12 protein-coding genes are annotated in these 14629 nt (G+C 70.4%); 8 read left to right on the top strand and 4 right to left on the bottom strand.

Annotation, left to right across the window (positions count from 1 at the left end; genetic code table 11):
* Positions 1-43: 43 nt before the first annotated feature.
* A complete protein-coding gene (locus ACSHWB_RS30655) occupies positions 44-4081 on the top strand; it encodes an alpha-(1->3)-arabinofuranosyltransferase (protein ID WP_439656747.1) in 4038 nt (1345 codons plus the stop codon).
* Here the strand turns inward: ACSHWB_RS30655 and ACSHWB_RS30660 are convergent, their stop codons facing one another.
* Positions 4082-5248 (bottom strand): lipopolysaccharide biosynthesis protein, encoded by a 1167-nt coding sequence (locus ACSHWB_RS30660; protein ID WP_439656748.1) that lies wholly within the window; start codon positions 5246-5248, stop codon positions 4082-4084.
* A gap of 103 nt (positions 5249-5351) precedes the next feature.
* Here ACSHWB_RS30660 and ACSHWB_RS30665 point away from each other — a divergent pair, with 103 nt between their 5' ends.
* The 5 genes from ACSHWB_RS30665 to ACSHWB_RS30685 all read left to right on the top strand — a co-directional run bounded on the left by ACSHWB_RS30665 (position 5352) and on the right by ACSHWB_RS30685 (position 9109).
* Complete coding sequence (locus ACSHWB_RS30665; protein WP_439656749.1) at positions 5352-6956, top strand: hypothetical protein; 1605 nt, start codon at positions 5352-5354, stop codon at positions 6954-6956.
* A 3-nt stretch (positions 6957-6959) separates the two neighbouring features.
* Entirely contained in the window at positions 6960-7127 is a 168-nt protein-coding gene (locus ACSHWB_RS30670) for a hypothetical protein (protein ID WP_439656750.1), read from the top strand.
* Positions 7128-7131: 4 nt separating this feature from the next.
* A complete protein-coding gene (locus tag ACSHWB_RS30675) occupies positions 7132-8154 on the top strand; it encodes a hypothetical protein (protein WP_439656751.1) in 1023 nt (340 codons plus the stop codon).
* Between the two features lie 169 nt (positions 8155-8323).
* The gene (locus ACSHWB_RS30680) at positions 8324-8713 is read left to right on the top strand and encodes a hypothetical protein (RefSeq protein WP_439656752.1); all 390 of its coding nucleotides are present in this window, start codon (positions 8324-8326) and stop codon (positions 8711-8713) included.
* 204 nt (positions 8714-8917) lie between these two features.
* A complete protein-coding gene (locus ACSHWB_RS30685; protein WP_439656753.1) occupies positions 8918-9109 on the top strand; it encodes a hypothetical protein in 192 nt (63 codons plus the stop codon).
* Here the strand turns inward: ACSHWB_RS30685 and ACSHWB_RS30690 are convergent.
* Entirely contained in the window at positions 9068-10177 is a 1110-nt protein-coding gene (locus tag ACSHWB_RS30690; protein WP_439656754.1) for a glycosyltransferase family 4 protein, read from the bottom strand. The two genes, ACSHWB_RS30685 and ACSHWB_RS30690, sit on opposite strands and share 42 nt — an antisense overlap.
* Before the next feature lie 138 nt (positions 10178-10315).
* On the opposite strand from ACSHWB_RS30690, the gene ACSHWB_RS30695 reads away from it, so the two are divergent.
* Positions 10316-11041, top strand: a complete 726-nt coding sequence (locus ACSHWB_RS30695) for a class I SAM-dependent methyltransferase (RefSeq protein ID WP_439656755.1) — start codon at positions 10316-10318, stop codon at positions 11039-11041.
* On the opposite strand, the gene ACSHWB_RS30700 is transcribed toward ACSHWB_RS30695, so the two are convergent.
* Complete coding sequence (locus ACSHWB_RS30700) at positions 11025-11981, bottom strand: DUF3068 domain-containing protein (RefSeq protein ID WP_439656756.1); 957 nt, start codon at positions 11979-11981, stop codon at positions 11025-11027. The genes ACSHWB_RS30695 and ACSHWB_RS30700 overlap by 17 nt on opposite strands.
* A gap of 249 nt (positions 11982-12230) precedes the next feature.
* On the opposite strand from ACSHWB_RS30700, the gene ACSHWB_RS30705 reads away from it, so the two are divergent.
* Complete coding sequence (locus ACSHWB_RS30705; protein ID WP_439656757.1) at positions 12231-13358, top strand: hypothetical protein; 1128 nt, start codon at positions 12231-12233, stop codon at positions 13356-13358.
* Here ACSHWB_RS30705 and ACSHWB_RS30710 read toward each other — a convergent pair.
* Positions 13343-14455 carry a DUF3068 domain-containing protein gene (locus tag ACSHWB_RS30710; RefSeq protein ID WP_439656758.1) on the bottom strand — a complete coding sequence of 371 codons (1113 nt, stop codon included), beginning with the start codon at positions 14453-14455 and terminating at the stop codon, positions 13343-13345. The two genes, ACSHWB_RS30705 and ACSHWB_RS30710, sit on opposite strands and share 16 nt — an antisense overlap.
* Positions 14456-14629 lie beyond the last annotated feature (174 nt).

The following is a 14629-nucleotide window of genomic DNA, read 5'->3' on the forward strand; positions in this document are numbered from 1 at the left end:
GTGGTCGCCCAAGATAGCGACAGTCGCCCGCGAGCACTACCCGGTGGTAACTTCCTGCGCCATCAAGAGCCTGAAGATCGCACACCGGAACCCGACGACGTGGGTGCTCATCGCACTCACGGTGCTGTCGTTCGCGCAACGCTTCGGAACGGCCACCTTCGACACGAAGCTCGACCTGGCCGTCAACCCGGTCGGGTTCCTGGCCAGGGCGCTGCACCTGTGGAACCCCGAGGCCACGGCCGGCGAGCTGCAGAACCAGGCTTACGGCTACTTCTTCCCGATGGGGCCGTTCTTCGCGGCCGGCCAGATCCTGGGCATACCCGTGTGGGTCACCCAACGGCTCTGGTGTGCGCTCCTGCTCTGCCTCGCGTTCTACGGGGTGTTGCGGCTGGCCCGCGCGCTCGGCATCGGCCACGAGCCGACCAGGTACGCCGGAGCGCTGGCCTACGCGCTGGCCCCTCGCGTGCTGACCGAGATCGGGCCGCTGTCCGCCGAGATGCTGCCCGCCGTCATGCTGCCGTGGGTGCTGCTGCCGCTGGTGCTGGCGGACCGGATCGGGTCACCGCGCCGGGCCGCCGCCCTGTCGGCGCTCGCGGTGCTGGCGATGGGCGGCATCAACGGCGCGATGGTCGTGATGTCGCTGGTCCTGCCGGGGATCTGGCTGCTGACGCGCCGGTGGAACCGCGCGCACGTGAAGCTCGTGCTGTGGTGGTCCGGCTGCGTCATCGCGGTCGCGCTGTGGTGGATCTTCCCGCTGCTGCTGCTCGGGCGGTACAGCCTGCCGTTCCTCGACTACATCGAGTCGGCGGCGAACACCACCGCGCCCATGTCGCTGTTCCAGGTGCTGCGCGGGACGAACCAGTGGGTCGCCTACGTGCTGCAGGGCGAACCGTGGTGGCCCAACGGGTTCATCCTGGTCGACAACCCGGTGCTGATGGCCGGTACCGCGCTGGTGGCGCTGATCGGGGTCGTCGGACTGGCCAGGCTCGGCCTGCCGGAGCGCCGTTTCCTGGTGCTGGGCACGCTGGCCGGGCTGACGCTGCTGACGGTCGGGTACGTCGGATCGCTCGACTCGCCGCTCGCCGAGGTGGTGCGCGGCCTTCTGGACGGGCCGCTCGCGCCCCTGCGCAACGTGCACAAGTTCGAACCCGTGCTGCGGCTGTGCCTGGTGCTGGGGTTCGTCCACGGGCTGCACCTGTCCCGCCCGGTCGGGATGAAGGCCGCTCCCGAACACTGGCGGCGGCGGGTCCGCACCGGCGTGGCCCTCGTGCTGATCGCGGTCGTCGCGGCACCCGCGTGGCTGCTGACCCTGCGGCCGGGCCAGGGCTGGTCGGACGTCCCCGACCACTGGCGCGAGGCGGCCGGCTGGCTCGCCGCCCAGGACAGCCGGGCGAGGACGTTGTTGTTGCCCGCCACGGGTTTCGGCCAGTACACGTGGGGCAGGACCGTCGACGAGCCGATGCAGTCGCTCGCGGAGGCGCCGTGGGCGGTGCGCAACCAGGTGCCGCTCGGCTCCGAGGGCAACACCCGGTACATGGACGCCGTCTACGACGCGCTCTCCGACGGGCGCGGCTCGGCGGGACTGGCGGACTTCCTCGCCCGCGGCGGCTACCGGTTCCTGTTGCTGCGCAACGACATCGCGCGGGAACCGACCGGTTCGCCGCCGCTGGCCGTGCTGCGTCACGCACTCCAGGGATCGCCCGGCATCGAACGCGTCGCCCAGTTCGGGCCCGAGGTGCGGATGGGCGACCAGCGGCTCGTCAGCTCGGTCGACGCCGCCGAGACCGGGCAGGCGCTGGAGATCTTCGAGGTGAAACGGGCCGTCCCCGTCGTCACCGCGGTCGACGAGGCGAACGTGCCGACGGTGAGCGGCGGCCCGGAGTCGTTGCTGCCGCTGCTGTCCCAGGGACTGATCAGGGCGGACCAGCCGGCGATCCTCGCGGGTGACGCGGAAGGGCGCGGCGGGGATCTGCTCGTCACCGACGGCCTAAGGCGCAAGGAACGCAACGTCGGCAGGGTGACCGACAACCTCAGCCAGACGATGTCCGCGGGTGAGGCGTCCCGGCAGGGCCGTGTGGCGCTGGACGTGTCGCCGTTCCAGGACGTGAAGCACCAGACCGTCGCCGAGTACCGGGGCATCCGGACCGTGAGGGCGTCCACGTCGACCGCGTACGCCGACGCGGCGGGGGCGATCGACCCGGCGAACTCGCCGTTCGCGGCCGTGGACGGTGACGGCGGGTCCGCCTGGCACTCGTCGAGCTTCACCGGGCCCGTCGGGCAGTGGCTGGAGATCGACCTCGACACCCCGCGCTCGGTCGGTGAGGTGACGCTCGACCTGGTCGACGACCTGCGCGTGGGCTGGGCCGTCACCCGGATCAGGCTCACCACGGACGCGGGGGAGAGCGAGCACGACGTCCCATCCGGCGGCGGCCCGCACGCCTACCCCGTCCGCCCCGGCCTCACGGGCAGCGTGCGCGTCACGTTCCTCGGCGTGGCCGCGGAGCGGCAGGACGGCAACGTCGGCGTCAAGGAGCTGAGCGTGCCGGGCATGACCGCGCAGCGGGCCCTGCGCGTGCCGCGCGACGAGGATGCGGCCAAGCCGGGCTTCTCGTTCACCCGAGGCAGCCAGTCGCGCCCGGCCTGCTACCGGACCGGCGACACCGTGCGCTGCGACGCGTCGCTGTCGCGGTTCGGCGAGGAGATCAACGGGCTCACGCGGCTGTTCCGCACCTCGGCCGACGGGAAGTTCGCGGTGAACGCCACCGTCGTGCCCGCGGCCGGTGCGAAGAACCCGGTGGCGCCCGAAGGGCTGACGATCACGGGGTCGAGCTCGCTCGCGGGCGACGTCGCGGCCGGTCCTCTGTCCGCTGTGGACGGTGACCTTGGCACGTCGTGGGTGCCGGACGTGACGGACCTGCGGCCGACGCTGACGGTGGCGTGGAAGGGAAAGCGAACTCTCTCGGAGTTCCGGATCGAGGGCGCGAAGGGATCCAGAACGCCTGTCGAGCTGGAAGTGCGCACGGACGCCGGCACCGAGGTCGTGCGCGTCGGCCCGGAAGGCCTCGTCACGATCAAACCGGCGGGCACCGAGAAGCTCGAGATCGTCGTGCGCGAGTCCGGTGGCGCCGGACCGGCCGAGATCGGTGAGCTTCGGGTGCCCGCGCTCGACGGCGTGCTGAAGCCGGTGCCCGCGACGACGCCGTTCACCGTGCCGTGCGGCAAGGGTCCGGTCATCGACGTCGACGGCAAGAAGATCAACAGCTCGGTGTCCGGGGTGCTCGGGGACGTCGTCGCCAACCGCCCGCTCAAGGCGGTGTTGTGCGACGACGACCTGGCGACCGCCCTGGAGCTGCCCGCGGGCGACCACGTGCTGACCACGTCGCGATCGGACTCGTTCGTCGTGCAGGACGTGTCCGTGACCCACCTCGAACTCGCGAAACCCGTTGCGACGCATCGAGAGGTCACCATCGGCACCTGGGACGCCACCGAACGGGAGGTCACGGTCGCACCGGGGGCGAAGGCGCTGCTCGTGGTGTCCGAGAACGTCAACGACGGCTGGACGGCGACCCTGAACGGGCAGGTGCTGGAGAAGGTCCGGGTCGACGGCTGGCAGCAGGCCTACGTCCTGCCCGAGGGCGACGGCGGCGTGGTCGCGCTGGAGTTCGGCCCGGACACCCGGTACCGCGCGGGCCTGCTGGTCGGCGTGCTGGGAGTGCTGGCGGTCCTCCTGCTCGCCGCGCTCCCCGTCCGGCGGCGAGTGACGTTCGTGGCGCCGTCGGCAAGCCGGTGGCTGATGGTCGCGATGCTGGTGCTGCTGGCCGTTCTCGGCGGCATGCTGCCGATCGTGGCGGTGATCGCGTGCCTGCTGGCACGGGAGTTCTGGGCGGCGGCGCCGAAGGTGATCGCGGTGAGCGGTGTCGCGCTGGGGTCGGGTGTCGCCGTACTCGGCCGGATCCTCGGCCACGGGCAGGAGTGGGCGTACATCCCGTTGGTGCAGGCCGCGTTCCTGGTGGCGGTCTCGGCGGTGGTCGCGGCCGCGTTCGGGCCGTTCGGCCAGCGGCAGGAGACCATCGGGCCGTGATCAGGCCCGGCGGGCCTCGATGACGGTGCCCACGACCACCAGGCCGGCCGTCGCGAGCAGCGCACCCGTCACGACCTGACTGACGGAGCCGTTGAGCCACAACGTGATCAGCGCGACCTCGGCGGCGACCGCGATCCACACCGCGAGGGTGGACCGCCGGTCACCGCTCGCGATCCGGGAGAACAGCAGCAGCTGCACCAGCGCCAGGCACGAACCGACGAGGGCGAACTGCCACAACGGGATTGCGTCCCCGTGGTAGTTCGCGCCACCGATCAGCGACACGCCCAACGGCCCGAACAGCGCGCAGCCCACGATCACGAACGCGTCGAGGCCCGCGCAGACCGCCAGCGCCTTCGGCAGCATGCGGCGGCGGTCGTCCGCGTCGGCCATGCGGGGCAGCACGAGCACGCCCACGGCCTGCGGCAGCCAGTACGCGATCTTCGTGACGACCGCCCCCACGGCGTAGCCGCCCGCCTGGTCGGCGAGCTGGTGCCGGGCGAGCACGAGGTCGAGGTTCACCAGCAGCACCAGCGCCAGCATCGCCTGGGACGCGTGCATCACCTCGGCGCCGCCGGCGGGCCGTGCCGGTGCGGGGGAGCCGCACAGCCGCCACCCGGTCAGCACGACCAGGAACGAGCCGATGGCCGTGCCCGCGAGCACCGAGGTCGACGAGGGGGAGAGCCACAACCCGATCACGCCGCCGCCGACCTTGCCGAGCCCTTCCAGCGACACCAGCAACGCCAGGGCGCCGAATCGGTGCGTTCCCTGCAGGAGTCCGTGCAGGACGCCGAGAACCGTCAGCGGGGCCAGCGACAGCGCGAGCCACACGACCGGCCACGGCCCGTCGAGGTGCAGCAGGCGGGTGAGCAGCGGCACGAGCGCCAGGGTCAGCACGGTCATGCCCGCGCTCACGCTCAGGCCCAGCCCGAACAACGGCCGCGGGCCGAGGCTCGTCACCCGCAGGGCGGCGACGGTCTGCAGGCTCATCGCCGGCACCACCCCGATGACCACGAGCGCGAGCAGCGCGCTGAGCTCGCCGAAGACCGCGGGCGTCAGGGCCCGCGCGGCTGCGATGGTCAGCACGTAGCTGGCGGCGTTGGCGCCCAGCAGCGCCCCCGTGATCAGCAGGGCGTCCAGGCGGGTGGTCGTCGTTGCCGGAGCGGACACGCGGGATCCTTCCGGTGGCCGGGTCTGCCGCGGTACTACCCGCGAGTACTACTGGCCGGTAGTTTCGGCGACTGTAGCCCCGGCTCGACCGGAGAGGGAGCAAGTGCGGCCGAACGGACCGAAGCTCTACGCCACGTGCGCGCTGCTGGCGCTCGCGGCGCTGGCTCCCGTGCTGTGGCCGGGTTACGTCCTCGTCTACGACATGGTGTTCACGCCAGAGCAGCCGCTCAACGCCGGTGCGTTCGGGCTCGGGGACGCGCTGCCGCGGGCCGTGCCGGTCGACGCCGTGGTGGCGTTGGTGACCCAGGTCGTTCCTGGTCAGCTGGTGCAGAAGGCCGCCCTGCTGGCGATCGTCTTCGCGGGCGCTCTGGGTGCCGGACTGCTGGTGCCGACGGACAAGACCGGCGTGCGGATCGTCGCCGCCGTGGCGTACTCGTGGAACGCCTACGTCGCCGAACGGCTCTTCATCGGCCACTGGACGCTGCTGCTGGGCTACGCGGCGCTGCCGTGGGTCGCGATGGCCGGGCTGAGGATGCGCGCCGGCGAACCGCACGCCTGGACCCGGCTCGTGCTCGCCAGCCTGCCCGCCGTGCTCTCGGCTCCCGGCGGCATCCTCGCGCTGGGCACGGCATTGGCCACCGCCGGGCGGCACAAGGCGTGGCAGGTCCTCGGCATCGGCGTCGTCCTGAACGCGCCGTGGTGGGTGCCCTCGCTGCTGCACGACGGGCTCTCCGACCCGGCCGGTGTCGAGGCGTTCAGCGCACGCGCGGAGAACTGGGGCGGGCCGGTGCTGAGCGTGCTGGGCCTGGGCGGGATCTGGAACGCCGACGTCGTCCCGGTGAGCCGCGCCAACCCGATGCTGCCCGTGCTCACCGTGCTGCTCCTCGGAGCGGCGGCCTTCGGTCTGCGGCAGCTGTCGAAACGCATGCCCGTGTGGCCGTTGGCGGGACTGGGAGTGCTCGGCGCGGTGCTGGCGTTGCTCGCGGTGCTGCCGGGCGGTGTGGCGGTGCTGGAGGCGTTGATCGAGCACGTGCCCGGTGCGGGGTTGTTGCGCGACAGCCAGAAGTGGGTGGCGTGGCTCGCGCTGCCGTTCGCGATCGGGCTCGCCGCCGCGGTGGAACGGGTGCGCGCGCGGCTGTTCGTGGCCGTGCTGCTGCTCGGGGTGCTGCCGGACCTCGCGTGGGGCGGGTTCGGGCGTCTCGAGCCGGTGCACTACCCGGCGGACTGGGCCGCGGTGCGGGAGAAGCTCGTCGACCAGCCCGGTGACGTGGCGGTGTACCCGCTGTCGGCGTTCCGCCGGTTCGACTGGAACGACGGGCGCACCCAGCTCGACCCCGCGCCGCGCTTCCTGCCTGGCACGACCGTTGTCGACGACTCGCTGTCGGTCGGCGGGAAGGTCGTGGCGGGGGAGGACTCGCGGGCGGCCCGGCTGCGCGCAGGTGACCTGAGCGGCATCGGCTGGGTGCTGGTCGAGCGCGGGACGCCCGGCCGGGTGGACGAGAACCTGCTGGCGGGGCTGGAGAAGGTCCACGACGGGCCCGAACTGGCGCTCTACCGGGTGCCTGGAGCAGTGCCCGCTGAACCGAACGGCCCACCCGTTGCACCCGTTGTGCTCGCCTGGGTCGCGGCTGGGTCACTGATCGGCGCCAGCCTGTTGTGGAGACGGTTACCGGTCGGTAGATTCGCGGCACCCCGACCTGAGGAGTAAGACGTGGAACTGGTTTCGGTGCTGGTCGCGATCGTTGCCGGAGCCGCGCTCGCGGGTGGGGTCGGCGTGGTCGTCGTCGCGCAGAACAGCCCCGACAAGGCCGTCGAGCAGCGGATCGAGGAAGGCCAGAAGGCCCAGGAGCCCGTCGTCCTCGACTACGGCTCCCGCTGACCGGGTGACAGTGGCCTTCTCCGGGGACCCGGCCTCCTCCTGGAGCATCCTGCTGGAGGCGAGCCTGAGCGAGACGCAGGACCTCTCGGCGGTGGCCGCACGGATGTCGTTCGCCTGCACGGAGTTCCCCCATCTCGGACCGGCCGCGCTCGTGCTCCGTCCGTCCGACTGGGACGGTGCGCGGGCCGAGTTCGCCGACGGTCACTACAGGGTCGGCGATCCGCTCGTCCGGGTCGCGATCGCCGGTGACTCGCTGATGATCGCGGCCCACCACGGCGCGGTCGACGGGCTCGGCCTGCTCGCGTTGCTCGGCATCGCACTCGGCGAACCCGTGCACAGCTCGGCGACCGGCGTGGCGTTGCGCAGCCCCGATCGCCCCTACGTCCTCAACGCGCTCGACCGCGTGCGCGAAGCCGTGTGGACGCCTCCAACGCGCATCGAACCTTCCTTGCAGGGCACCGAGTCCGGCGACCACCTGGTGTCGCGCGCGTTGCCCGCCGTGAAGCTGGGCAGCGCCAGGCTCACCTCTGCCGCGCTGGACACGACCCGCAAGTGGAACGCCTCCCGCGGCGCCGCGCACGGCCGTGTCGTCGCCGCGGTCGGTGCCTCCTGGCGTGGTGGCGCGGATCCGCGTCCCGTGGCGGACAGCGCGCTGCTGAGACTGCGCCTGCCGGCCGGGGCCACCGAGGACGACGTGCGCGCGCTGCTGACGGCGGCGGCGCCGGAGGCGGGCTTTCCCAGCGCGCACAACCCGGTGGCGCAGTGGGGGATGCGGCTGCTGGCGTCCCGGCTCGGCAGCACCTTCCTGGTGTCGAACCTCGGTGTCGTCAAGGCGAATGTTGCCGCCCTGCGCTTCTACCCTGCGGCGAGCGGCCGGTCAGGCGTCGCGTTCGGCGTGGTGACGACAGGGGAGGTCACCACGGCCACGGTGCGCGTGCGACGCCGTGACTTCGACGCGGCCGCCGCCGCGGGACTGCTGGACCTGCTGTGCGAAGCGGTCCTCAGCGGTCACGAGGCGCGGCGCTAGCGCTCGAAGCGGCACGGAGCCTCCACCTCGGCAGGCGTCGAGGCCTTGCCGTCGGCCCCCAAGCCGATCGTCTGCCCAGACGCTTCGGCAACAGGATGACAGAGCTGAAGGACAAGAAGTAGGCAAGGACCTTGTCAGCTGATCAAAAGTGACAGGAGGCTGGCGGCGAATGATGTGGTTTCGCGAACGCCGCAAAGTCAAGGCCCGGCGATTGCGCCTTTCGGAGGTGGCGGACAGCGTCGGCGCAAGGCGGGGAGTGGTGCTCAAGGAGGAGCACACCGGCGGGGCCGGGATCGGGAGCTCGCCGGTCGGCTTGGTGATCATGACACTCCGCCCCGGCTTCGAGAACGAGGTTGCCCAGGCGCAGATCAATGCCGCCGTCTCCGCGGGATACACCCGACCGCCCAAACCCCCCTGCGGCAAGGGGCGAAGCTGCTCCTTCTACGGCCAACCCGACTTGCCCATGCTGACCATCGTGACATATTCGCCAGGGGAGCAGATCTACTTCTTCGGACCGGTTCCCGATGGGCAAACCGGCGTCATTATCAGCCTGGGTTAACGCGCGTTTACTCGGCGGCGGGAATCCGCCGAAGATTATTGCCGCCGTCAGCCTCCCGGCGAGGTGGCGCTGATCCACGCCCCGAGGTCGACAGCGCCCCGCTGGGCTGCGCCTGCCTGCCGGGGCGACCATGGAGGACGTCGGCGTGCTGCTGGCGTCCCGTCTCGACGTTCCTCATGTCGGATCTTGGCGTCGTCAAGGCGGATGGTCAGGGCCCTGCGCTTCTTCCTCGCGGCGAGCGAACGGTCGGGCGTCACGTTCGGCGTGGTGACGACAGGGGAGGTCACCACGGTCACGGTGCGCGTGCGGCGTCAGGACTTCGACGCGGTCGCGGCCGCAGGGCTGCTCGACCTGTTATGCGACGCGGTCGTCACTGGCCGCGAGGCGCGGCGGTAGCCGCAGGGCGCCGTGCAGGACGCTCTCGAACGCGTCGAGGCTCTCCTCCCAACTGAACTCCTGGGCGCGCTGCCTGCCCGCCTCGCCCATCTCCTTGCGCAGCGGCAGATCGCGCAGCAGCGTGTCCGTGTGCCGCACGAACTCGTCGAAGTCGTCCGCCAGCAGACCCGTCCGGTGCTCCACGATCGCCTCGGCCACGCCACCCGCCGAGCGGTAGGCGACAGTGGGTACGCCGTGGCTGGCGGCCTCCATGATCACGATGCCCCAGCCCTCCTTGACCGACGGGCACACGTGCACCCATGCCCCGGCAAGGATCTCGTGCTTGGTCTGCTCGTCGACCCAGCCGTGGATGATGACGCTGTCCTGGACCCCGCGGTCGACAGCGTGCTGCTGGAGCACGTCCTTCCACGGGCCCTCGCCGACGAGTTCCAACCGCAGGTCCGGCCACTGTGGACGGAGCCGCGCGACGAGGTCGATCGCGTGCTCCAGCCGCTTGTGCGGAACCAGCCGGGACACCGCGACGAGGACGGGTGCCTCGGTGCGCCGCGCGGTGACGGCGGGAGGCGCATCCAGCCCGTTCGGCACGACCACCGTGCGGCGCAGTTCGACCCCTAGCAGTCCCAGCTCGTCCCGCGTGACGTTGGAGACGGTGACGTAGCGGCACTTGCGGTACAGCCGCGGCGCGAGCCACGACTCGATCCACCAGCCGATCCGGCCGAAGAACGGGCCCAGCGCGCTGTGCCACTGCTCGCGGTGCACGTGGTGCACCAGCACCAGGACAGGACAGCGCGCCACCAGGCGGCTGAAGAAGGGCATTCCGTTCTGCACGTCCACGATGACGTCCGCGTCGGAACGCAGGATCGCCAGCAGGGCGTGCAGGTAGACCGTGAACTTGTTGCCGCGCCTGCGGAAGCGGACGCCCGCCACCCAGTCGCCGGACGGGGCGCGGTCGTGGCCCGCGCACTGGATCGAGACCCGGTAGCCGAGCCGCGCGAGACCCTCGGCGATGCGCTCGACATAGCGCTCCGAACCGCCGCCCTCGGGGTGTCTGGTGTCGCGCCAATTCACCAGCAGAATGCTCGGCCGGTAATGGGGACCACGCGACATCTGCCTCTCCCGATGCTAGGTTACTGCCAGGTAGCCATGGTAGACGGAATGCGGGAGATGGCAATGGTCGAGATCGGTTCAGTTTCGGCCCCTGAAAAGTTGCGAAAGCCAACGCTCGAACGCTCCGTTCGGCTTTTTCGCGCATTTCTGAAAGAGCAGTCCGACCCGGATCACTTCTACCGGATCCTGGCGGACGACTCGGTGGCCCAGGTGTCGTCGTACGTGCCCCTGGGCGGGGCCGTCGTGCTCGACGTCGGTGGTGGCCCCGGCTACTTCGCCGAGGCGTTCCGCGGTGCCGGCGCCCGCTACGTGGGCCTCGACCCGGACGTCGGCGAGCTCTCCGCCCGCGGTGAACCCGACCCCGGCATGATCCGCGCGAGCGGCACGGCGCTGCCGTTCCGCGACGCCTCGGTGGACGTCTGCTACTCGTCCAACGTCCTGGAGCACGTCGACGACCCGTGGCTGATGCTGGCCGAGATGGTGCGTGTGACCAGGCCTGGAGGCACCGTCTTCATGTCCTACACGCCGTGGTTCTCACCCTGGGGCGGCCACGAGACCGCGCCGTGGCACTTCCTCGGCGGCCACTACGCGCGACGCCGTTACGAGCGCCGCAACGGCAAGCCGCCGAAGAACTCGTTCGGCACCTCGCTGTTCCCGGTGAGCGTAGGGGCGGTCCAGCGGTGGGTTCACCGCCAGACCGTCGCCGACGTGGTCGAGACGTTCCCCCGGTACCACCCGTGGTGGGCGAAGTGGATCACCCGTGTCCCGGGGGTCCGGGAGATCGCCTCGTGGAACTTCGTGATCGTGCTCAGGCGACGTGCCTAGCCCGCCGTCCGAACACGCCGAGAAGAATTCCGGCGAGCAGCAGCACCAGGCCGACGGAAAGAAGAACGATCGGACCGGTGTTGCTGATGAGCGTCAATTTCCCGCGTGCCTCGGAGGCGCGTTCAACGGATTCTTTGACGGTTTTCTCGTTGAAGGTCAAGGTGGCGTCGAGCAGCACCGTGCCTTCTTTTCCGTCGGGCCCGAACAAAGCCTGCTTCTGCTGTTCCGAACCCTTGACGATGATGCCGCTGACCGGCTCGACCCACATGGTGCGGGTGTTCTGGTAGCGGCGCTCCGCCTTGACCGAGGCCTCGGTGCTGTTCACCAGCGTGCCGGGCACCTCCTGGTCGCGGAACTTGGTCGACGGGATCTTCTGGACGAACTTGTAGACCTCGAGGCCGCCGATCTCGTCCGTTCCCTCGTACCGCGCGGTCGTCGCCTTGCGCAGGGTGGTGTCGAAGTACTCGTAGTCCTGCGGCTGGGTGTCGAAGGGGAACTTGTAGTTCAGTCCCTCCTGGTGCACCGCCTTGTCGGCCGTCGTGGGGTCACCCTCGGCGTCGGTCACGTACTGCTGGGTGCACTTGTCGAGGGCCATGTTCGTCCGCCGGTCGAGGCACACCCGGTGCTTCAACGCGGAGACGAGCTGGTTCTCGGAGTCGGTGACGACCAGGCCCTGGTCCCACACCATCACGTCACCGTCGACCTTGGCCTCCGGCAGGGTCAGGTTGCTCTCGACCTTGCGGGTTGCCGTCAGGCGCGCGTCCTTGACGACGAGTTCCTTGGGGTAGAAGACCTTCGCGGAACCTTCCGCGACGGATTCCGTCTTCTGGTCGAGCGGCACGACTGCGAGCTCGGGGTACACGTAGAAGCGCAGGACTGCTCCGAGCGCCAGCGAGAAGATGCCCAGTCCTACCAGCACGAGGCTCGCAACACGTCGCACTCGTCCTCCTTCTGGATGTGTTCCGCGTATGAGAGGGACGTCACAGTGGCGTGGAAACTACCGGACAGTAACCTCTGCGCAACCCTTCGGTCGGGGTGACTCAGGTCATCTTGATCGGTCCGCGTGGAGAAAGAAGCTACTCGGCCGCCGACGCGCAGAGCCGTTCGGCGGAACCCCTGCTGTCCAACGGGTAGCGACTGAAGGAAGCAGCTCCTTACTCGTCGGCGACGATGCCGGAGGAAGAGACACGTGGAAGAAACCCCTGTGTGCTATCCCGGAGCAGTTGAGCAGGCCCGGCTGCTCGCCCGCGGTGCGACGACCGCAGCAGAGCTCCTTGCGACGACCGAGATGCGGCTGAACTCGTCGAGGCACGTCTTCACAGATGTCGATTTGGCCGCCGCCCGGCGCAGTGCGGAAGAGGCCGATCGGCGGTTGGCGGGCGGTGAGGGCGGAAGCCTGCTGGGACTGCCCCTGGCGGTCGAGGACTCCCTGCCGCGTTCGGCTTTCGACGCCCTGGTGGCGGCGGGAGCCGTCGTGGTCGGGCGGACGTCGGCGGCCGAGACGCATCGCAACCCGACGCAGGGCATCGCGGCCACAATGCTCGATCCCAAGGTGTCGGGCACCGCCGTTGCCGTCGCCACCGGTGTGGTGTCCGCGGTGCTGGCACGCCGTGCCCCCGGCGCCGGCGGCGTGCCCGCGGGAGGGGCCGGCGTGGTCGGCTTCGAGACCTCCGGCGGACGTGGTGTGGTGGCGAGGACCGTCGCCGACGTCTCGCACGTCGTGCGGGGCATCGGGTGGGCAGCCGAGCCCGCGAACCGTCCACTGAGGATCGGTGTGTCGTTGCGCGGCCTCGCGATGACCACCCGCACCCGCGCGCCCATGCGCCGGGCCGTCGAGGACGTCGCCGCGCTGTTGTCGATGCACGTCAGTGAAGTGGTCGACCACGACCCGCGGCTCGCCAGCGAGTCCAGGCTCCTGCTGGCGCCGCACCTGGCCGCGGGCCCGCGCGAGCTCGACCTGCTCGACCGGTTCGTGCCATGGCCGTTCCGGGGCATCTGCAAGTCGATGCGCGCGGCGGAGCGGGTGATGCTGAAGCACATGTTCACCGACCTCGACCTGCTGGTGACACCTGGGCACACCGGCCCGGCCGAGACGATGTCGCTGCCGGGAGGCGTGCTGGTGCGCAACAGCGCCACCTCGCCGTTCTCCCCGCTCTGGCGGGTCAGCGGCTACCCCGCCGTGTCCGTGCGCGCGGGCTCGGACGCCGACGGGAACCCGTTGCCGGTCACCCTGATCGCGGTGCCGAAGGCGGAGGGCGAACTGCTCAGGGTCGCCGGGATCATCGAGGAGGAACGCCGTGCTCATCGCAGCCCGTAGTCGACGTTGGAGGACGACACGACGTTCTTGAGGTCGAGCGAGTCGTCCGGGTCGCTCGCGTTGGTGACGCCGTAGGTGACCGTGCCCGCCAGGCACGCACCGATCACCAGCGCGAGCGCCCCGGCGACGAGCCCGCGCCGCCACACGAGCAGCAGGACGAGCCCGATCGCGACGAGCACCGCGCCACCGACCCACAGGGCCACCGGCAGGGCGGTGATCATGAACAGTCGCGGCAGGTTCTGCTTGACCTGGTCCACGTTCGCGGTGACCGAGGCGTTGGTCAGGTGCAGTTCCCCGGCGAACACAGGGGTTCCCTCACCCTCGTCCTGCGTGTCGGTGCGCAGCTCCTGCCGGAGGTCCTCGCGCACCGAGAGCACCGCGCCGGTCCTCGGCTCGACCAGCAGCGTGCGGGTGACGCCGTAGTACTGGGTGACGTCGACGGACGGCTCGGGTCTGCCGACCAGCGAACCCGGCACCGCGAACCGGTCCAGTGCCGTCGGCGGGACCGTGTGCGCGAACCGGTACACCTCAAGTCCTTGCAGCAGCTGCTCTCCGGCGAAGTGGATGTCGACCGGGCGCTTGAGAACCGTGTCGTACCAACGGTGGTCGCGCTGCTCGGTGCCGAACGGGAACACGAAGTTGAGGCCGGGCTGCAACAACTGCCTGCCCTCGGCGGTGACCCGCCTGCCCTGTTCGGTCTCGTAGAACTCGCCGCGGCAGGGCGCGACCGCCTCACCGGTGCGGCGGTCGAGGCAGATCCGGCGGACCTCGGCGCTGAGCACGAGCTCGCCGGAGTTCTCCTTGACGATGGTCGCCCGCTTCCACACGGTGACGTCGCCGTTCTTCTGGACCTCCGGCGCGGCGAGGTCACCCTCGACGTGCGTGGTCGCGGTCAGGCTGAGGTTGTGACGCACCTCCGGCGCGCTGCCGGGCGGGTACACGACAGCGGTGACCCCTTCTCCCTCGGAGATGGAGACGGTGTCGATGTCGTGCTGCAGTTTGGCGAGCAGGGGATGGGCGTGCAGTTGCAGCACCAATCCGGCCGCCACTGCGAAGGCGCCGAGTCCGAGCAGGGCGGCGACGACTGCGGTTCGCACAGGTCCTCACAAGTATTCGGTTGGCAGGGAGGGAGATCCGTGAGGCGTGATTTCCGGTAACCGTGCGTTCAGTTCTACCTGGTCCGTGAGCTAGATCACAAGGGCATACCTGAATCCCATTCGGGTTACTCGGCTGCGACGTCTGGGTCACGAACACCGCTCAACTAGGTCAAG

The sequence above is a fragment of the Lentzea sp. HUAS TT2 genome, assembly GCF_051853195.1.
Taxonomy (GTDB): Bacteria; Actinomycetota; Actinomycetes; order Mycobacteriales; family Pseudonocardiaceae; genus Lentzea.